This window comes from Thioalkalivibrio sp. ALJ1, from assembly GCF_000745395.1.
In the GTDB taxonomy this organism is placed as follows: domain Bacteria; phylum Pseudomonadota; class Gammaproteobacteria; order Ectothiorhodospirales; family Ectothiorhodospiraceae; genus Thioalkalivibrio.
Map to the genome: position 1 here is coordinate 444,783 of NZ_KN050684.1, position 19,150 is coordinate 463,932.

Sequence of the window (19,150 nt, forward strand, 5' to 3'; positions counted from 1 at the left end):
GGCTCAGCCGAGCCAAGTCACGGCTTCGGAGAGAGAGCGGATACGGGCCACGCCGTCCCATTCGGGCAGGACTTGGTCACCATCCGGGTCGAACAACAGGCCTATCCCTACTCCGGCCCGATGGGCGGCCTCGAGATCCGAGGGACGATCGCCGAGCATTACCGACTGAGCAAGATCCAGCCCAAGGTCATCACGGGCTCGCAGAAGCATCCCTGGCTCCGGCTTTCGATCCGGGCATGCCTGGCGGTATTCGGGTAGTGCGTCATGCGGATGATGGGGGCAATGGTAGACAGCATCGATGCGCCCCCCCTGTTCAACAAAGCGCTCGCGCATCCAGTCCGTCAGGTGGCGAAAGTCAGACTCGTCGTAATAACCACGACCGATCCCGGATTGATTGGTGACCACCACCACCTGCCATCCCCGATCTACAGCCTCCCTCACCAACTCGAAGATACCGGGTACGAACTCGACCTCCTCGGAGCGATGAACATAGCCGTGATCAATATTGATCACCCCATCACGATCCAGGAACAGGGCGCGTGCGCTCACTCCGAGCCCGCGTGTCCCTGATCCGCCACGAGGGCATCTTCGACGATCCCGCACAAGAGATGCCCGATCAGCCCGTGGACCTCCTGCACGCGCGCAGTGGCGGCGTCCGGCACCCGCAGCACATGATCCGCGGTATGCGTCTCCGGCAACCCCTTCTCGCCGGTCAGGGCCACGGTGACCAGTTCACGCTGACGTGCCACCTTGAAGGCCTCGAGCACATTGGGCGAATGCCCGGATGTGCTGATCCCGACGAACACATCGCCCGGCTGGCCCAGTGCCTCGACCTGGCGCGAGAAGATCTGCTCATAACCAAAATCGTTACCGATCGCAGTCAGCACTGAGGTATCAGTGGTTAGCGCAATCGCGGCCGCGCCGGGGCGCACCGCCCGATAACGACAGACGATCTCCGCCGCAAAGTGCTGGGCATCCGCCGCACTGCCGCCATTACCCGCCAGCAGCACCTTGCCCCCATTGCGGACACAGCGCAGCCACAACTGACCAACGGTCTCCACCTCGTCCACAAACGCCCGATCCTCCGCCAGCCGGCCGAACAGCCGGCTGGCGGCACCCAGTTCCTGTTCAATCCAGTGCGGCACTTTGGTTCCCCGTCGCAACGTGCTCGGCAGTATAACGTTCTCGATGGGCGGCGACCCTGGCCACAGCGGCCAACCAGGGCAGCCCTCTGGTAGCATGTCGCTTCGCACCCAATCGGAATCCCGTGTGTCCAGCACGACACCGCACCCTCAGATCGGCCCCGACGCCACGAAGGACCCCGGATGAGCGCCAAACTCAAGCACGTCAAACCGACCCAACCGTCGGCCGGCGAATCCTGGGTGCTGTACAAGCGCATTTTCAAATTCGTCAAGCCGTATTGGCGCCTGGGCGTGTTGGCCATCATTGCGATGATCCTGGCAGCCGCGGGACAGACGGCGTTCGCGTGGATCATGCAGCCACTGGTTGACGGCACCTTCATCGAACAGGACCCGAACGCCCGCCTGTGGGTGCCCGCGGCCCTCGTCGGGATCTTTCTGTTCTATGGGATCACGATCTTTGCTTCGGATTACAGCGTGGCCTGGATCGGCCGCAAGGTCGTCAAGGACATACGCCAAGCCGTGTTCGAGAAGTATCTACACCTGCCTTCGGCATTCTTCGACCGGCACTCCCCCGGGACCCTGCTGGCCAAACTGACCTACAACGTCACCCAGATCAGCTCGGCCGCCTCCAAGGCAGTCGTCGTGCTGATTCGCGACACCTTCACCGTCATCTTCCTGCTGGCTTACATGGCCTACCTGAGCGGGTGGCTGGTCCTGATCGTGTTTACAATCGCGCCAATCGTCGGGCTTGTGATTACTGGCGCCAACCGGCAATTCCGCAAGATCAGCCGCCGAATGCAGCGCTCCACCGGGGACTATGCCCAGATTGCCGAGGACGGCATTCGCGGCCAGGCAGAGGTCAAGATCTTCGGCGCAACCGATTACGAGGCGCTGCGATTTGAAAAGACCAACGAGCGCTTTCATCGCCAAGCCATGCGGCACAAGGCCGTTCAGGCGGCCGCCCAACCCCTCTCCCAGCTGGGCGCGGTCATCGCCCTGGCCGTAATCGTGTACCTGGCCACGATGGACCTGGTTCTGGAAACCATAACCCCCGGGGGCATGATCTCCTTTATCACGGCGATGCTGCTGATGCTGCCTTCTCTTAAGCGCATCGTGGGCGTCAATGCAGCTATCCAGAAGGCCCTGGCCGGGGGCGAGAGTGTCTTCGAAGTGCTCGACCTTCCGGCCGAACGCGACGATGGCCAGCGTCACCTCGAACGCGCCCTTGGCGATATCGAGTTCGATCACGTCGGCTTCCGCTATGCCACCAGCCACAAACGTGTTCTTGAAGACATCAGTCTGACCGTCAAGCCAGGCCAGACCGTGGCCCTGGTCGGCCGATCCGGCAGCGGGAAAACCACCCTGGCACGCCTGCTGCCACGCTTCTATGAAATCGAAGAGGGCGAGATCCGACTGGACGGTCATCCGATCCAGGAATACCGCCTCAGGGACTTGCGGGCACAACTGGCCATGGTCAGCCAGCATGTCGTGCTGTTCAACGACACGCTGGCGCATAACCTGTGCTACGGCATGGACCACAAACCCAGCCTCGAACAACTGCGCGAAGCGGCCGATGCGGCCAACGCCCTCGAGTTCATCGACGAGCTGCCTGAAGGCTTCGACACCGTGGTGGGAGAGAACGGGATCATGCTCTCCGGAGGCCAGCGCCAGCGCGTCGCCATCGCCCGCGCGCTCCTGAAAGATGCCCCGATCCTGATTCTGGACGAGGCTACCTCGGCACTGGATTCGGAATCCGAGCAAAAGATCCAGGACGCGCTGGAAAGGCTGATGGAGAACCGAACGACCCTCGTGATCGCTCACCGACTGTCCACCATCGAGAGCGCCGACCACATTGTGGTCCTTGACCGCGGCCGGATTGTCGAAGCGGGCTCGCATGCCCAACTGCTCGAACATAATGGGCACTACGCCGCGCTGCAAAAAACGCAGTTTGAAGAACCTCCGGAAACATCGGAGACTCAGGACGACGAAGACCCGCCCCTATAATGGTGATCGCGGAAGATACAATTCCGCCGCCTTTTCCTGTTTGCTGAAAGGACATCCCTCGCGCGATGAAAGGTCCGCGTAGCAACAACACGCTGCACCCGTCTAACTGGGGCCAAGCCGCCGCGATCGCTGTGCTGTGGGTGATCGCCCGCCTACCCTGGCGCTTGGCTACAAGACTGGGGACTGGACTGGGTCACCTGCTCTACCACCTGGCGCGGGACCGGCGCTATGTGGTGCGGCGCAACCTCGAGCTCTGCTTTCCGGACCTGGGTACCGAGGAACGCGAACGCTGGGTGCACGCGAACTTCGGCTACACCGGGCGTGGTATTGCCGAAGTGGCGCTGGGCTGGTTCGGAGGACCGGCCGTGGATCGCGTGCCCTTTCGCGTCCTGGGGTTGGAACACCTGAACGCGGCAAAAGAGGCCGGCGACCCGGTGATCCTGCTATCCGGACACTTCTCCTGTATTGAGCTGGCCGGGCGCCTATTTGGGCAGCAAGTGGACATGGCCGCCATTTACAAGCCGATGGACAAGAAGCCGGTTCTGGAGCGCGCCCTGCGATATGGGCGCGAGAAAAAACTGGAACGGGTGATCTCCAAGGACGACATCCGCAGCATCCTTCGCACGCTCAAGAAGGGCGGCACCATCTGGTACGCCGGAGACCAGAACATGCGGCGCACGGAGCAGGTCTTTGCCCCATTCTTCGGCATGCAGGCTTCCACCACCACCGGACTGTCACGGCTGGCACGCATGGGCAAGGCCCGGGTGCTGCCCATGTTTTACTACGTGAACGCCACTGGCGACGGCTACGAATTCGTGGTCGGTCCGCCGCTGGAAGAATTCCCCAGCGACAACCGCGCGCACGACGCCGCGCGCATGAACGAGGTCCTAGAGGACGCCGTACGCCATGCCCCTGAGCAGTACTTCTGGGCGCACCGTCGCTTCAAGACCCAGCCGGTTGGCGCGGCTGATCCATATCCGGAACTGCAACACACCCACATTGGGCGCATGCCCTGGCAGAAAAACAAGCTAAAAAAGGCCCACAAAAAGCGCAAACGGAAGAAGTCCGGTGACGGCTCCTGAACACAAACCCGTGACGTCATCGGCCTCCGGTCCTCCAGATGAAATTGCGCTGTTGCGCCTCTCGGCACTCGGCGACGCCACCCATGTGGTACCCGTGGTCCGCACGTTGCAAGCGGTCTGGCCCAATACCCGCATCACCTGGGTCATCGGGCGCCTGGAACACCAGCTTCTAGGGGACTTGCCGGGTATTGAGTTCGTCGTGGTCGACAAGAACCGAGGCTGGCGAGCCTACACGGACCTCCGGCGATCATTACGGGGCCGCCGATTCGACGTTCTCCTGCAGATGCAGGTCTCCCTGCGAGCCAGCCTTCTGGGAATGCAGGTCCCCGCCCACCGCAAGATCGGATTCGATCGGGATCGGGCGCGCGACTTTCAGTGGCTTTTCACGCGTGAACGCATCGCCGCCCGCCCCCGCCAGCATGTCCTGGACGGTTTCTTCGGCTTTGCCGAGGCACTGGGGGTGCACAGCCGTGACCTGCGCTGGGACATCCCGATTCCCGATACCGCCCGTGAATGGGCCCATCGGCACCTGCCCACTAGCCAGCCCCTGCTCGCCATCAACCCGTGCTCCAGTGCTCGTTTTCGCAACTTTCGCAACTGGAACGCCAAGCGCTACGCGGCCACGGCCGAGCACGCCATAGAGCAACACAGCATGGCCGTCGTGCTGATCGGCGGCCCCAGCCAACTGGAGCGGGAATATGGAGACGCCATTACCTCCAGATGCCGATACCCGCTGATCAACCTGATCGGGTCGACCGACCTCAAACAACTACTGGCCGTATTCGATCAAGCTCATGTCGTGATCTCCCCGGACTCCGGTCCAGCGCACATGGCCAACGCGGTGGGCACCCCGGTGATCGGGCTCTACGCCGGATCCAATCCCGACCGCACCGGCCCGTACTGCAGCCGCCAGTGGGTCATCAACGCATACCCCGAGGCCTGCCAGGCCGCCTTTGGCAAGCCACCGGAGGCCCTGCGCTGGGGGCAACGGATACGGGAGCCGGACGTGATGGATCGCATCACGGTCGCCGATGTCACCGCAAAGCTGGACACGCTGATGCAACCGAAGGTGACCGATGCCTGAGGCCACGCCACCTCGGATCGCCCTGTTTTTCGCCACCTCGGGGCACAGCGGCGTCGACCGTGTGGTGACAAACCTGGTCCGGGAGTTTGCCCACTATCCAATGCAATTCGACCTGCTGACCCTCCGCGGGCACGGGCCCTATATCGAGGACCTACCCTCCAACGTTCGCCGGTTCCCACTACGGGCCGCACACCGCAATACCGCCCTGCCCACCCTGATCGCCTATCTGCTACGCCACCGCCCACAAGCGCTCTACACCGCGAGTCATAGGCTAAACCGCACAGCACTGCTAGCACGGCAGCTCGCAAGGCCCAGCATGCCAGTGGCGATCCGCATGGGTATGTCTATTGCAGCCACCCTCGCTGAGCTCAAGCCCGCGGGCGCCCGCCGACTGGCACGTTCCATGCGGCGCTGGTACCCGCGCGCAGACGCGGCAATCGCCCCCTCCGAGGGAGTCGGCCACGACCTTCGCATCCTCGCGGGGATGCCTGAGGATCGGGTCCATGTCATCCCCAACCCGATCGTTACCCCCGGCCTGCTCGAACAGGCCGCTGCTCCCCTTGATGACGCCTGGCTGCTGGACGGCCACGCGCAGGAGGTCCCCGTGATCCTGGCAGCTGGCTCCCTAGAGCCGCGCAAGGACTTTGCCACCCTCATTCGCGCGTTCGCTGCGCTGCGCCAGCAACGCCCCGCGCGGCTGATCATTCTCGGCGAAGGCCGCGAACGCGCTAGCCTGGAATGCTTGGCAGAAGATCTAGGGGTGTTGCAGGACCTGCGCCTGCCGGGCTTTCAGGCCAATCCCTACGCCTGGATGGCACGCGCCAACGTGTTCGCGCTCACCTCGCGCCGCGAAGGCTCGGGCGCCGTGCTGGTCGAGGCCCTGGCCTGCGGCACTCCCTGCGTCGCGACCGACTGCCCATCCGGCCCGGCTGAAATACTTGGGCAGGGCGCCCTGGGACCTCTCATTACCGTCGGCGATGCCACCGCGCTGACCCAGGCCCTGAATGCCCTGTTAACAACACCACCGGGCGCCAATGCCCTCCGGGAGGCGGCGCGGCCTTTTGCGGCCCAGGTCTCCGCCCAGGCCTACCTGAGAGCCCTGCGCCTGGAGGTATGACGGGGCCGCCTGAATTGTCCGGTGCGGAAGGCCTGTGCTCTAATCTCGCCTCCCGTATGCACCGGTAGCAAGGGCCTCAATTCGCGTGATTATTTCGCACCGCCACCAGTTCGTCTTCATCAAGACCCGCAAGACCGCAGGCAGCAGCCTCGAGATCGGTCTGTCGCGCGTCTGCGGCCCTCAGGACATCGTAACCCCGCTCAGCGAGGAACGAGGGGAGGAAGAGTTCCGACGTCAGGAAGGCGGGTTTGGGCCGGCCAACCATCAAAAGCCGGTCGCCCGGCATCGCGGATTCAAGGAGTGGCGGCGACTGTTGACGCGAGGCCAGCGGGCGACCTATGGCCAGCACACCCGGGCCCCCGAGATCCGCGAGCTACTCGGGGAAGACAAGTGGAACCGATATTACCGTTTCACCGTCGAACGCAACCCCTGGGATCGCGCCCTGTCGCGCTACTGGTGGCAAAAGCATCGCTGGGAGAGCAAGGGACGCACCGAGTTCCCCAGCCTGAGCGAATACCTGGCCTGGATGGAGCAGCACAAGCCGCACTGGCTGAGCAACTGGGGGCACTACACCATCGACGACGAGCTCGCCGTTCACAAGGTATTGCGCTACGAAACGCTCAGCGAAGACCTGGAAGCACTGCGGTCGGAAATGGGCATCGACGGCGACATCTCACTGCCGACCTATCGCGCGAAGGGCGGTTTTCGGAAGGATGGCCGCCATTACAGCGACATCCTGGGCCCCGAGGACCGGACGATCATCGAGCGCGTCTGCGACCACGAGATCGCCGCCCTCGGCTACCGTTTCGAGGTCACCTGAACGTGGCCGCAATCTCGCGCCAGCGGGGCCTGGTACGGCGACTCGTCCAGCGCATACGCCGCCAATGGCGCCGCCGCCGGGCAGACGTCCACCTGGTCTCCTACCCCAAGTGCGGAAGGACCTGGCTCGTGCTGCTGATCGGCAAGTCCCTGCAACTGCACTACGGCCTGAAAAACCGCAACCTGCTCAAGTTGCGCGCCTTTACCCGGCCCTGGCGGGACATCCCGTACATCCTGCAGCACCATGATGGAGGTCCCGAGTTCCTGCTTCCCGAGGAACTCAAGACGGACAAGTCCGCCTATCGTGGCCGCAAGGTCGTGTTCATGGTCCGCGACCCGCGCGATGTGCTGGTTTCCTCCTACTTTCAGAAGACCCGACGCAACCGGAACTACGAAGGCAGCATGGACCAATACGTGCACGAACGGCGTGGCAGCATCGAAACCATCGTGACGTTCTACAACATCTGGGCGCGCAATCGCGAAGTGCCGCGTGACTTCCTGATCATCCGCTATGAAGACCTACATGCGGATACCCCAGGCGAGTTGCGGCGCGTACTCGATTTCATTGGGCTGGACGCGATCGCCGACCCCACCCTCCAGGAGGCCGTGGATTTCTGCCGTTTCGACAACATGCGCAAGCTGGAATCAAGAAATGCCCTGGGCACCAGCGCACTGTCAGCACGCGACCAGGACGACCAGGACAGCTTCAAGACCCGGCGTGGCGAAGTCGGCGGCTACCACGAACATCTGCACGGCGAGGCCCTGGAACACGTCAACGCGATCATCCGGACACGCCTGGACCCTCTCTTCGCGAACTATATCAAGCCCGCACACGAGGACCGCGCATGATGCTCCGCGCCAGCGGCCCCTGCCCGGCAAGGAGATCGCAATGTCGCGTCCTCCGGTAATCATCATCGGCATGCACCGCTCGGGCACCAGCCTGCTGACACGGGTGCTGCAACAGGCCGGGTTCTTCATGGGAACAGGCGCCAGCCGCAACGAAGAGGCGGCCTTCACCAATGCGGTCAACGCATGGCTATTCCGCGAGGCCTCCGCCACCTGGGATCGGCCGGAATCCGTGGATTGGCTACTCGCGGACGAGGCCCTGAGACCCTGGCTGCTGGACTACATGCGCGACATGATCGAGGGCCCTGCCAGCCTGCGCTTCCTGGGTATTCGGCGGGGTTTGCGCGGCTGGGGGCTCGCCAAACAATCGACCCCCTGGGGCTGGAAGGACCCTCGCAACACGTTCACGCTGCCCTTGTGGCTGGAGCTCTTTCCCGACGCCCGGGTCCTCCATATCGTGCGCCATGGCGCGGATGTCGCCGCGAGCCTGCGCAGCCGCCGTAGCGAAGTGTTCGACCAGCGCCGCGCGCGTTATCGGAAATACCGACCGGCACACCGACTGGACCCTTTCGCTCCCCGGCGCCGGGGCTTCGCTCCCCAGGTTCGTTGCGGCACACTGGAGGGTGGGCTGGAGTTGTGGGCCCAATACGTCGCAAGGGCACGGCAGCATGTGCGGGCCCTGGACGAACGAGCTCTGGAGATTTCCTACGAGTCACTGCTCGCCGCACCAAAGGACACCCTCGATCAGGCCTTGCAGTTTTGCGACTGCCCCCTGGATACCGAACGACTGGCCATGACCGCCGCAACGTTTCGCCCGGACCGGGCCCATGCCTGGCACCGGGACCCGGAACTGCGTGCATTCGCCGAACGGCACCACAAAACACTGCAAGCCCAGGGATATGACGCTCACCCGCCGACGAGCCCGATTCCGGCGCCGCTCAGTCCGTGAACGAATACTTGAAGTACTCGATCTCCCGACCGAACAGTTGCTGGACTTTCTCCTTCTTCTCCTCCTCCCCGTAATACTCCTGCCACGGCTTGGGATAGGCACGGCGCTTCTCCGATGCCAGGGCATCCACGCCTTCGACGCCGGCTAGAGACAACGCACGCTGGAAATCGGCCTCGAGGTTCTCGAAGCGCCCGACAAAATCCACAGCGACTTCGTCATCAATGGTGTACATCGGCCAGTTGTCATGCTTTTGCCGACCCGACCGGGCCTCCGCAAGGAGCTCGTCGAGAAATCCGTCGAAACTGGGAGGCGCATCCTCCTTGCGTGTGCGGTAGAGATAGTCCGATACAGCCCGCTCATAGGGATTGCGCACAAAACAAAACTTGAAGTACTCATGCCAGGCACCCGGCATGGCATCGCGCACCTCGACTGCGGGAGGATGCGCGGAGGAAGACAGTCCGAACTCCCGCTTGAAACGCTTCTTCACTGCCTTGTTCAGCGCAGACGCCCACCCCCGGCGCTTGAGCATTGCACTCCAGAGTTCGGAGACCCCCAGTGGCGTCAACAGCTGACGCCGCGCCCAGGGTTGCATGGGGCCTCCCGCCTGCAGGCTTTCATGGACACTGCCCAGCATCACATCGCCCCGTCCCATATGGGGCGAGAGCGCCACCTTCATCGAACTGCCGGCGACCTTACGGCAATGGATAAAGATGAAACGATGCTGATGACTAATGATCATTTCTGTCTTCCTCCATGTGAACGGCCTGGCTCAGCGCGCACGGGTCCGCTGACTTCATGCCGTCTTGAGCCCCATTACCTGCAGGTACTGCAGCGCGACCCGATCGCTGCGAAACCGCTCCATGCCATCACGCAACGCCGCGTCCGCCGGTGGGGCACCGAGGGTCGCCTCCATCGCTTCACTCAATGCCCCAGGATCACCCACTGGCACCAGACGCCCCACGCGCCCATCCTGAAGGATCTCCCGCGGGCCGGACGGGCAGTCCGTAGCTACCACCGGGGCGCCCGCCGCCAATGCCTCGACGATCACGTTGCCCAAACCCTCGTAGCGGGACGACAACACGAACAACGCCGCACGGGCAAAGTACGGGATGGGGTCGGGAACATAGCCGGTCAAATCCACGTCTTCCGCCACGCCGAACGCCTGGGCCCGCTGTTGCAGCGAATCCCGCAGCGGGCCATCCCCCAGGATGACCAGGCGCGCCGATTGTCGCATCCGCAGCCGAGCAAAGGCCTCGATCAACGTGGCAAAGTCCTTCTGCCCGGTCAGCCGCCCCGCGCCCACAATCACGGGTGGCCCCCCTCCCTGAAACCAGGGATGGTCGACGGGCTGCGCGGCACGCCCCGGAATACAAGGCGTCACGGTCGGGTTGTAGATCACCCGGATCTTGCCCGGGTCCATACCAAAATTTGCGATCAGATCGTCCCGCACCCCCTCGGAGATCGCGATGACACAATCAGCCTGGCGATACAGCAGGCGCGCCGTCCAGCGCTTGAAGCGCCGCCGCAGTGTCTGACTTGGGGTATTGGTAATCTTCACGAATATCGGGACCGGGCATCCCGATATTCGGCGTGCGATCACGGCGACCTTGGCGGCATGATCCTTGGCGGTCAGCAGGGCTGCGGGAGGATCTTCCCGCAGCAGGCGCGTCAGCTTGCGCACGCTGTCCAGCTTGCCACCGCTGGCCAGATCGATCACCTCAACTTCGGGTGGGAGTTCGTCCGGATACGGGACGACGCCACCTCGCGTCAGGATGATCTGCGGCTGCACACCCTGCGCCAGAAACTCCCGGCACAGGATCAGCACCTTGCGCTCGATACCGCCCCACGCCTTGAAGGGCGAGAGGATTGCGACCCGGGGTTTTCCCACCACCTGCCCTCCATTCGACGCGCCCGATGATAGCGCAGACGTCGGCAGGGCTTCAGGCGCGGCGAACTCGTCGGGCACCTCCAAGATGGTTCCGAACAAAGGCGTGCTATATTCGCGCGCTATGCATGCCACACGGTTATTCAGCGAGTGGTTCAACCCGTTGCTGTCCCACCTGGACGGGCGGGTCCAGAAGCATCGCGTCAATCCCCGCATCCTGGTATCCACGTCGCAACGCTTCGTGTTCTACCGGATCCCCAAGGCTGGGCACTCGACCGTCGGGAACACCCTTCTGCGCTATGACCCGTCGATCACGGACGAGCAGCGAGAAGCAGTTCAGGCCTCCGGGGACAAGATCGGCGTTTACCGCCACCCCCGCGAGATCGGCCTGCGCCGCAGCCGCGAGGCCTGGCGTAATTACTTCCTGTTCACCTTCGTGCGTAACCCGTTCCAGCGCACGCTGTCGGCCTATCTCGACAAGATCATGCGTGACCGGCCACCCGCTGCCAAGAATCTCGGTGCATCGCCGGCGCAGGACGGCTCGACCCCGAGTTTTTTTGACTTCTTGGAACGACTGGAAAACGAGGCGCTTTACCGCGGCCCTCACTGGGCCCCACAGGTCAGTCTGCTACCCCGTGACCGCGGCCGCCTGGATTTCACCGGCCATCTCGAGCACATCGATCGGGACCTCCCGGCGCTGGTGCAAAGACTTTTCGGAGACGGATCGCTCGTGGAGATACACAACTGGGATCCTCACCGTACTGGATCCGCCAGCAAGCTGGCGGAGTACTACGATGGAGCCGCGGTCGACCGCGTCCGCTCACTCTATCGCGAGGATTTCGACGCCTTCGGCTATTCGCTGGATCCGAGCGACTAATGCGCAGCAGGTCTCAGGGCCGCCAGTCCGGATCGTACCTGCCCACCGCAAAGTCCTCCCGGTAAAGGGTCGCCACCCGCGAGTAAAGCGATTCGTCGTAGAACGACTCGAGCCGACGGGTCGCGCCCTGGACCTTCCCTTGGTAGCGACGCTCCAGGGCATGAGGCTTGCTCAAATCCAGTGAAGCAGGCAGGGACACACCAATCTCCGCGCACACCCGACTCAAGTCGTCCCGCAGATTCTCCAGCTGACCGATCTGGTCAAACTGATCCGGAGGCGCCATCAACAGATGGCACTGCGGCCAGAAATGCTTGTTCGCCCTCAGCCCGCCCGACTCGAGAAATCGGACAAAATCCGAAAATCCGGCCATATCCTGCTGCCCGGCCCCGGGGAAATGAGAATATCGCCGCTTCGCGGACGCCACCTTGTCCAGAAATGCTGAAAGGCAGCGAGCGTAAGGGTTTCGGAAGACGGTGAAGCGATAGTAGTGACGTGCCGCAAAGAGCTCTCGCAGCGACAGCTCATCCAGTCGCTTGCCTGCAGACCGCGCATTCTTCAATTCCGACCGATAGTCCGCCCGCGTCATCGTCGAAACCGCTCCAGCGTCACTATCGCCACCACCAAACACCAGTTCGTTCAGGTAGAGCGAAATACTGGAGTTGCCCGATTTCTTGATCCGGTTGTAGATCAACCGCAGATCGGGGTAGACATGAGCCCGATCCATGGTGACGGCGCGCAATCCCTGTGTGCCCGTCAGCAACGCAACTCGGGAACGGGTCAACTGTTTTCGAAAACTCGGCGCGTTCTTTGCCATGGCGAGTAATGTTCTCAATTCTGGTCGTCATTCGGCCGCGCCCGAGGCGTGCCCTCATGGCGTCCGTCCTTGGCCATAGGAACTGCCCGTCCCATGGGCTACTGTCGCAGCTTCATCAGGTTGTCCACGAGATCGCGGGCTGACTTTTCAGGCGGCTCACGGGCATCCAGCTGCACAATCGGGATACCCCGGCCAGCGCAGATGCTCGCCGCCGTCTCGGTCATCTCGATCGCCGGCTCGACCATCTCGTGGAAGCGAGTCACATTCGGGTTGCGCTGGCGCAGGCGCTCATTGATGGCCTCGGGCGGGGCCGTCAACAGAACAAGCGCCTGGGGGGCCGGCATGCATTCCAGATAGGCCTGCACCTGCTCCCGTGGCGCCCCCAGTCCCAGACTGATCGCGCGCTGCGCCAACCCTTCGTCGAACGGAATCCAGGCGTTCCCCGGTAGCCGATCCGTCGCGCGCGCTAGTGCCACGCTGCCGATAAAGCTTTGCATCCGCTCCAGCGTCAGCGCTTCGCTTTCACTCGGCTCACCGCCCCGGGTGAGCGCCAGGCGCAGGAACTCCGGCCAAGGTGCGTCGGCCTCCCGCAGGGACCTGAATTCGTGGCGCACCATCTCCTTTTCGAGCTTGGCGCGCATCCAGCGCTGCAGACCCTTGCGGGCATACAGGGCCGTCTCAATACGGCGCCGCAACGCACCGGTAGCCTGGCGTTCATGGGCCGCCCATAGCGGAAGCCAGCGCGGCGATGCACTCAGGACACCCCGGCGCTTCCATTCCGCCTGAAGCGGTCCGAGCAATGTGGTCTTGCCCACCCCCGGAGGCCCCATCAGCTCCAGTCGCCGCATCGGTTACCCCACCTCGCAAGCATGTCGCAGTTTCTCGCTGGCACCTACCAGTTTTTCCCGGCGCTTGTCCGAGTCCGCGCTCGCGAACTGGGGGCGGAAGGCATGCGCGAGGGCCATCGAAAGCAGTGCCGCGACACGGTGATCGGGATACCATTCGCGGCCGGCCGAACGCCACAACGAGGACAGCTCCGTATCGTATTTGCCGCGCAGATAGTCCGAACGCAGGGTCTCGTTCACCGGGGCCGTCCCGCGCAGGAGCGAAAGTGCGTCATAGAAGAAGGGCAGCGATTGCACCCGCTCCAGATCGATCAACACGACACGACCATCGGCGCGCACAAACACATTTCCGTTATGGCAGTCCCCATGGCATTCAAGAACGGGCGCTCCACGCAGGCACTGCTCGATCCCCATTTCGTGCTGACTCAACGCCCTGTGCAACCAGCCAGGAAGGCGCCACTGCCGAACCTCGCTCCATACCCGGCCCAGATCAAAGTGCCCATCGCAATACTGTACGTGGTGCTCGCAACTGGCGAGGAGCTGGCGAAAGGCCGGATCCCACTGATCGGCATCCGCGTCGCGAATGGGCACGCCGTCGACAAAGGATTCTCGAACGGCGAACGCCCCGAAAATCGCCACGGTGGCCGGATTGATTTCGGGGCAAGTATAGGATTGCGCCAGCCACTGCGCATGGCGAAGCAGCTTGTCGGTCTGTCCCGGGCGATTCGTCACCCGCAACATCCAGCGCCGACCTCGATCCACCAGCAAGGTCCAGTCGCTACGAGCGATCAGGGTGTCGCAAGAGGCCGAATCCAATCCCATCGACTCGCCGCACCGGACTTCGCGCGCCCCTCCGGAAGTCCGAAGCAGACGCTTCTGGTAAGCATCCGGATGGGCCCCAGCGGCTGGGGAGTAGGCCACACCACCCGATATCCGCCATTCCCCCTGAACCAGTTCGCGCTCGGCCCAGTGCAACTGTTGCCGCGTCTGTCGACCCTGCTTCCAGCGCGCAAAGACTCCCATCAACGCGACACCCCCCTTTTTTGGGATTCCAAACCAAAGAAGTCCAGATACGCGCGCGATGCCGTTTCCACTAGGAAGGGGCGTACGGCCTCCTCCTGCTCGAACACAGGGGCTTCGCCCCGTAGCGTCTGATCGATGGCACAGGCCAGGGCCTGCGGGTCCTGCATCGGCACCAGGAGGCCGTAGCGGCCGTGGGCAAGGATCTCGCGCGGGCCACTGGGGCAGTCCGTCGAGACCACGGGAACACCGAGCCCCAGGGCCTCCATGACCACATTCACCAGCCCCTCCCATCGCGAGGACAGGGCAAAGACGTCCGAACGCGCCATCCACGCATAGGGGTTTGAGACGAACCCCGGCAAGTCCATGTCGTTTTCAATACCCAGCTCTTTCGCCAACGCGCGCAGAGCCCCTTCCTCGCGTCCCTTGCCCACAATGATCAATCGCGCCTCGCGGCGTTCCCGCAGACGCGCAAACGCGCGCAACAGGGTCGGGTAATCCTTTTGTGGCACCAGACGGCCGGCCGACAGGATGACGGGGCAAGTCTTGTCCGTTAACCAGGGGTGGTCCACCGGTTCGCTGGCCCGATCAAGCGTTCCCTGGGCCACCGATCCGCTATAGATGCGCTGCACGGTCACGCCCTTCAGACCCACCGTATCCACCAGGTCGTCGCGCACCCCGTCGGAGACCGCAATCACGCCGTCCGAACGCGGATACCACCGGCGAATTTGGCGAAACTTCTGCTCTCGCCGCCGGGGTTCAGCGGCGAGCTTTTCCGATTCGCCAAAGGTATTGGGCACACTCAGAAATCGCCTGGCACCAGTTTCCGGGAGCATCCCGACCTGGGCCAGGATCATGTTGGTAATGTGGTTAACCGACAGGATAATCTGAGGTTGGCGCCGTCGCAGGTAACGCCACAAGGCCCAGGTCGTGGCAAGCTTGCCGCGGGTTCCAAGATGCACACATGCAACCGAGGAAGGCATTTCGTCGGGGTAGAACATCTCGCCATCACGAAAGGTCACCAGTTCCACCGACCAGCCGTCGCGGGTCCAGACGTGGATCTGGTTCATCAGCCGACGATACGTCCCACCCCAGGGGCGAAACATGCCGAACAGGACGATATCCGGCACGTCGATTCAGCCGCTTGTACGGGAGACGGTTACATGCCGGGCAAGGGCCGCGGCAATCATCGGGGCCAGGAACATCGTGTACAGATGGATCTGCCCGAATGAATCCAGGAAGTACGTGCCCAACATCGCCACCAGCATAAAGGGCACGAAGCCGATGGTTGTGAACGCCAGGCCCAGCCCGAGACGATCCGAACGGGGTCGCTCACGCACCTGTCGAATCGCTTCCCAGATGATGGCCGCGAAGAGTGCGATCATCAGGGTATATCCAATACCCCCCAGACGCGCGATCAACTCGGCATGGGCATCGTGGAAATGTCCCGAGCGGCCCTGGAGGATGGGTGGCAAGGGCCGCTCCTCCATCATGTGGTAAGGATCCGCAGGGCCCCACCCCGTCAACGGGCGATCAAGCCACAGCTGGATGGCGAACACCTTGTACGCCCCTCTTGCCCCCACATTGCCATCTTCGAATTCCCAGGCATCGTCCAGCTTTTCCATGGCCAGTATTTCACCGATAGCGTCCACACGGTCCATTGCGCGGCGCTCGATCTCATCCCAAGCAAGGTAGAGCACAGAAGCGAACAACGCCGCCACAATGAGCAACGCAGCGATGACGTAAGGACGAAGAAGTTCGCGACGAAAATGCCAAACCAAAACGACGGCCAACACCGCCAGAGCCACCGTCAGCGACAACCATCCCGTGCGCGACTTGGTTACGAAAACGGCCACCAGTAACGCAATCGCAAGCAGTAATACGCCACCCGTCCGCAGCGCAATCAACCAGGAGACGGGCATACGGGACCGAGCCTGACCGCCCAGCAGCAGCGCGGGTGCCAGCATCAGTAGAACGATCAATATGGAACCCATTGCCAGGGCGGACCGCGAGTGCCCCATACCGAAGATATAGCGAGAGGTACCCGTCAGCGCCTGATTGAAGTCTGCCCATGACCAGGTCGGCACAATTTCGAACAGAACGAACCCCAGTGCCATGGCGCCCAGTGCGCCTAGGGCATGACGCAACCAATCTCCAGTAGCCACCAAGGTCATGGCCAGGATCAGCACAGGTAAAGCGAGGATACGGATCCAGGTCCCGGTACCTTCCAGGTGTTCGCTGGCAAGCTCCGGCTGTTCAACGAAAGCAGCAGCCAGCCCCCGCATGAGCACGTAAACGATAAACGCCAGGGCAATCCAGAAGACCGGGGTACGAATCACCCCTTGCCAATGGCGTGCCACAACAATGAGAGTGATGATCAGCATTCCGAACTGTGCAAGCTGCCCCAGCGTAATGCTGAGCGGCGACAGAAAGGCGAATGCATACACGAACGCTATGGCCGTATAACTCAGCCAACAGGGTGGCGGCACGGTGGAGTTCAGGGACGCTGCACGTCCGTCGATTGTTGTCATGTAGATCCCGTTTAACGCGCATTATCCAATCGAGCCACAACCAAAGGGCGTACCACAGCATGGCTCCTCAAAAACGGTCGTCAGTATAATGGGTGCCCACCGGGGGTCCACCCCGCCAGCGTCCAGCACTACGTCCCTGCTCAAGGGTCCGGATCACAACCAGGGAAACCGGTGCGAGGCGCCTGTTGCAATGCTTAATGCCAGACGATAACCGCGTTCACATTCCGAACCATCGCCCGGACGCCGGCTCATCGGCATCGCCCGCGAAGGACGGCGACCTTACACCAGTGGCCGAGCGTCTGGCGCACCCGGCGCGAAACCGATGGATTCTTCACGATACGTCGCTACTCCCTGAAGCAGCGGAAGAACTGTTTCAGCCACATCGACTGCAACAACAGGGTTCCATCACAGAAACCCGTATCGGGCGCCGCGCGACACATTTTCTAAACTACGATGGGTTGGACCTCGTGCTGCGCCACTACTGGCGGGGTGGCTGGGTCGCCAGGCTATCGGAGGACCGGTACCTGTGGACCGGGCGTACGCGCACGCGCCCTGTGCGGGAATGGAACCTAACCCGGATCCTGTACGAACAGGGACTGCCGGTTCCACGCCCCGTCGCAGCCCGGGTCATGCGCCACGGACTGGTGTATTCGGGGGACCTGGTCACTGCAACAGTGTCGGATGCGACGCCGCTGGATGAATGGATACAGCAGCAAGAGGACACTCCAACCCTGTGGCACGAGGTCGGCGCGACACTGGCGAGGTTTCACCAGTTCGGTGCCTGGCACGCCGATCTCAACGTTCGCAACATCTTGGTCCAGCCATCCGGGAAGGTCTGGCTCATTGACTGGGACCGGGGCCGCCTCAGCGTACAACGCGGACTGCAAGGCAATCTGGAGCGCTTGCGGCGATCGCTGGAAAAGTGGCCCGAGATCCGGGAACGAGGACGCACGGGATGGTCCGAGCTGCTCTCCGGCTACCGCAGCGCGAGGGGCGGCGATGGCGACTAAACGGCTGGCCGTGCTGATTGCCTACACCGGGGATGGCGGGGTCGAAAAGATGATGAACAACCTGCTCCGCGGCTTCGTGGATGCCGGCGTGGCCGTGGACCTGCTGTTGCTGAAGGCCCAGGGCGGGCACGTGCAGGAGATCCCCGAGGGCGTCAACGTGATTCGTCTGGATGTACGTACCTCCCTGCAGGCACTGCCTGCGGTATACCGATACCTGCGCAAGGTGCAGCCCCACGCGTTGCTCGCCGCCAAGGACCGCGCCGGCCGCGTCGCTCTGCTGGCGCGGCGGTTTGCGCGCGTGCCCACCCGCATCGTGCTGCGCATGGGCATGCACCTGAGTGGCTCGCTGGCCGAAAGGTCCTGGCTGCAAAGGAGCGCGCGCTACCTGCCCGTGCGCTGGCTGTACCCTTGGGCGTATAGAATCGTCACGGTGGCCCCGGCCGTGGCGGACGATCTGGCCTCCATCGCCCGGCTCCCCCGGGACCGATTCGAGGTCATTGCCAATCCGAGCATCAGCCCGGCCCTGTATCAGCAAGCCGAAGCGGCATCAGGGCACCCTTGGCTCGACGATGCCGAAACACTCTCCATGCCCGTCATCGTCGCCGCGGGTCGACTGCGACCGCAGAAGGATTTCGCCACGCTGATCCGGGCCTTCGCTGGTGTGCGCGAGAACCGCGAGGCGCGTCTGATCATCCTGGGTGAAGGCCCAGAACGCACGCATCTGGAACAACTGGCACGCGAACTCAGCGTCGAGGCGCAAATCGACCTGCCCGGGTTTCTCGACAATCCCTATGCGTTCATGCGTCGAGCAACCGTCTTCGTGCTGTCGTCGCGCTTCGAGGGCGCACCGAACGTGTTGGTGGAGGCCATGGCGCTCGGCACGCCGGTGGTCGCTACCAACTGCCCGAGCGGGCCCAGCACCATCCTCGAGGACGGGCTCCATGGCCCACTGGTACCGATGGCCGATCCGGAGGCACTGGCAGCAGGTATCCTTCAGGCTCTGGAGACCCCGGTGCCGGCCCGGCAACTCCGCCAAGCCGTCTCTGAGTACACTATCGAAGCCAGCACGCAGCGATACCTGGATGTCTTGGGTATCGAACCCCGGCGAACCGGAGAAACCTAGCC

At 63.0% G+C, this 19,150-nt stretch carries 19 protein-coding genes; 10 read left to right on the plus strand and 9 right to left on the minus strand.

Annotation, left to right across the window (positions count from 1 at the left end):
- Positions 1 to 3: 3 nt before the first annotated feature.
- Positions 4 to 549 (minus strand): D-glycero-beta-D-manno-heptose 1,7-bisphosphate 7-phosphatase, encoded by a 546-nt coding sequence (gene gmhB, locus F462_RS04470; protein ID WP_038051980.1) that lies wholly within the window; start codon positions 547 to 549, stop codon positions 4 to 6.
- Positions 546 to 1,145 (minus strand): D-sedoheptulose-7-phosphate isomerase, encoded by a 600-nt coding sequence (locus tag F462_RS04475; protein ID WP_038051982.1) that lies wholly within the window; start codon positions 1,143 to 1,145, stop codon positions 546 to 548. Before F462_RS04475 ends, gmhB begins: the two co-directional genes overlap by 4 nt.
- A gap of 180 nt (positions 1,146 to 1,325) precedes the next feature.
- On the opposite strand from F462_RS04475, the gene msbA reads away from it, so the two are divergent.
- The 7 genes from msbA to F462_RS04510 all read left to right on the plus strand — a co-directional run bounded on the left by msbA (position 1,326) and on the right by F462_RS04510 (position 9,043).
- A complete protein-coding gene (gene msbA, locus F462_RS04480; protein ID WP_018142142.1) occupies positions 1,326 to 3,146 on the plus strand; it encodes a lipid A export permease/ATP-binding protein MsbA in 1,821 nt (606 codons plus the stop codon).
- Between the two features lie 65 nt (positions 3,147 to 3,211).
- Positions 3,212 to 4,228, plus strand: a complete 1,017-nt coding sequence (locus F462_RS04485) for an LpxL/LpxP family acyltransferase (protein ID WP_038051984.1) — start codon at positions 3,212 to 3,214, stop codon at positions 4,226 to 4,228.
- A complete protein-coding gene (locus tag F462_RS04490; RefSeq protein WP_038051986.1) occupies positions 4,215 to 5,312 on the plus strand; it encodes a glycosyltransferase family 9 protein in 1,098 nt (365 codons plus the stop codon). The genes F462_RS04485 and F462_RS04490 overlap by 14 nt, the downstream gene beginning before the upstream one ends.
- Complete coding sequence (locus tag F462_RS04495; RefSeq protein ID WP_018142145.1) at positions 5,305 to 6,429, plus strand: glycosyltransferase; 1,125 nt, start codon at positions 5,305 to 5,307, stop codon at positions 6,427 to 6,429. Before F462_RS04490 ends, F462_RS04495 begins: the two co-directional genes overlap by 8 nt.
- Before the next feature lie 85 nt (positions 6,430 to 6,514).
- On the plus strand, positions 6,515 to 7,249 hold the full coding sequence (locus tag F462_RS04500) for a sulfotransferase family 2 domain-containing protein (protein WP_018142146.1): 735 nt from the start codon (positions 6,515 to 6,517) through the stop codon (positions 7,247 to 7,249).
- Between the two features lie 2 nt (positions 7,250 to 7,251).
- Positions 7,252 to 8,097 (plus strand): sulfotransferase domain-containing protein, encoded by an 846-nt coding sequence (locus tag F462_RS04505; RefSeq protein WP_038051988.1) that lies wholly within the window; start codon positions 7,252 to 7,254, stop codon positions 8,095 to 8,097.
- A gap of 40 nt (positions 8,098 to 8,137) precedes the next feature.
- A complete protein-coding gene (locus F462_RS04510; RefSeq protein ID WP_018142148.1) occupies positions 8,138 to 9,043 on the plus strand; it encodes a sulfotransferase family protein in 906 nt (301 codons plus the stop codon).
- On the opposite strand, the gene F462_RS04515 is transcribed toward F462_RS04510, so the two are convergent.
- Positions 9,033 to 9,782: a sulfotransferase family 2 domain-containing protein gene (locus tag F462_RS04515; protein WP_038051990.1), complete on the minus strand. Its 750-nt coding sequence runs from the start codon at positions 9,780 to 9,782 to the stop codon at positions 9,033 to 9,035. The two genes, F462_RS04510 and F462_RS04515, sit on opposite strands and share 11 nt — an antisense overlap.
- Positions 9,783 to 9,836: 54 nt before the next feature.
- Positions 9,837 to 10,934, minus strand: coding sequence for a glycosyltransferase (locus F462_RS04520; protein WP_018142150.1), 1,098 nt, complete (start codon positions 10,932 to 10,934; stop codon positions 9,837 to 9,839).
- 118 nt (positions 10,935 to 11,052) lie between these two features.
- On the opposite strand from F462_RS04520, the gene F462_RS04525 reads away from it, so the two are divergent.
- Positions 11,053 to 11,805: a sulfotransferase family protein gene (locus F462_RS04525; RefSeq protein ID WP_018142151.1), complete on the plus strand. Its 753-nt coding sequence runs from the start codon at positions 11,053 to 11,055 to the stop codon at positions 11,803 to 11,805.
- A gap of 13 nt (positions 11,806 to 11,818) precedes the next feature.
- On the opposite strand, the gene F462_RS04530 is transcribed toward F462_RS04525, so the two are convergent.
- The 5 genes from F462_RS04530 to F462_RS04550 form a co-directional block, all read right to left on the minus strand.
- A complete protein-coding gene (locus tag F462_RS04530; protein WP_244270842.1) occupies positions 11,819 to 12,586 on the minus strand; it encodes a sulfotransferase family protein in 768 nt (255 codons plus the stop codon).
- A 131-nt stretch (positions 12,587 to 12,717) separates the two neighbouring features.
- Entirely contained in the window at positions 12,718 to 13,467 is a 750-nt protein-coding gene (locus tag F462_RS04535; protein WP_038051992.1) for a DEAD/DEAH box helicase family protein, read from the minus strand.
- Between the two features lie 3 nt (positions 13,468 to 13,470).
- Complete coding sequence (locus F462_RS04540) at positions 13,471 to 14,487, minus strand: phosphotransferase (RefSeq protein ID WP_018142154.1); 1,017 nt, start codon at positions 14,485 to 14,487, stop codon at positions 13,471 to 13,473.
- Entirely contained in the window at positions 14,487 to 15,590 is a 1,104-nt protein-coding gene (locus tag F462_RS04545; RefSeq protein WP_196800134.1) for a glycosyltransferase, read from the minus strand. The genes F462_RS04540 and F462_RS04545 overlap by 1 nt, the downstream gene beginning before the upstream one ends.
- A gap of 30 nt (positions 15,591 to 15,620) precedes the next feature.
- Positions 15,621 to 17,015 (minus strand): O-antigen ligase family protein, encoded by a 1,395-nt coding sequence (locus F462_RS04550; protein WP_026181692.1) that lies wholly within the window; start codon positions 17,013 to 17,015, stop codon positions 15,621 to 15,623.
- Positions 17,016 to 17,212: 197 nt separating this feature from the next.
- Here F462_RS04550 and F462_RS04555 point away from each other — a divergent pair, with 197 nt between their 5' ends.
- Together F462_RS04555 and F462_RS04560 are read left to right on the plus strand one after the other, a co-directional pair.
- Positions 17,213 to 18,025, plus strand: a complete 813-nt coding sequence (locus F462_RS04555; protein ID WP_018142157.1) for a 3-deoxy-D-manno-octulosonic acid kinase — start codon at positions 17,213 to 17,215, stop codon at positions 18,023 to 18,025.
- The gene (locus F462_RS04560) at positions 18,015 to 19,148 is read left to right on the plus strand and encodes a glycosyltransferase (protein WP_038051994.1); all 1,134 of its coding nucleotides are present in this window, start codon (positions 18,015 to 18,017) and stop codon (positions 19,146 to 19,148) included. Before F462_RS04555 ends, F462_RS04560 begins: the two co-directional genes overlap by 11 nt.
- Positions 19,149 to 19,150 lie beyond the last annotated feature (2 nt).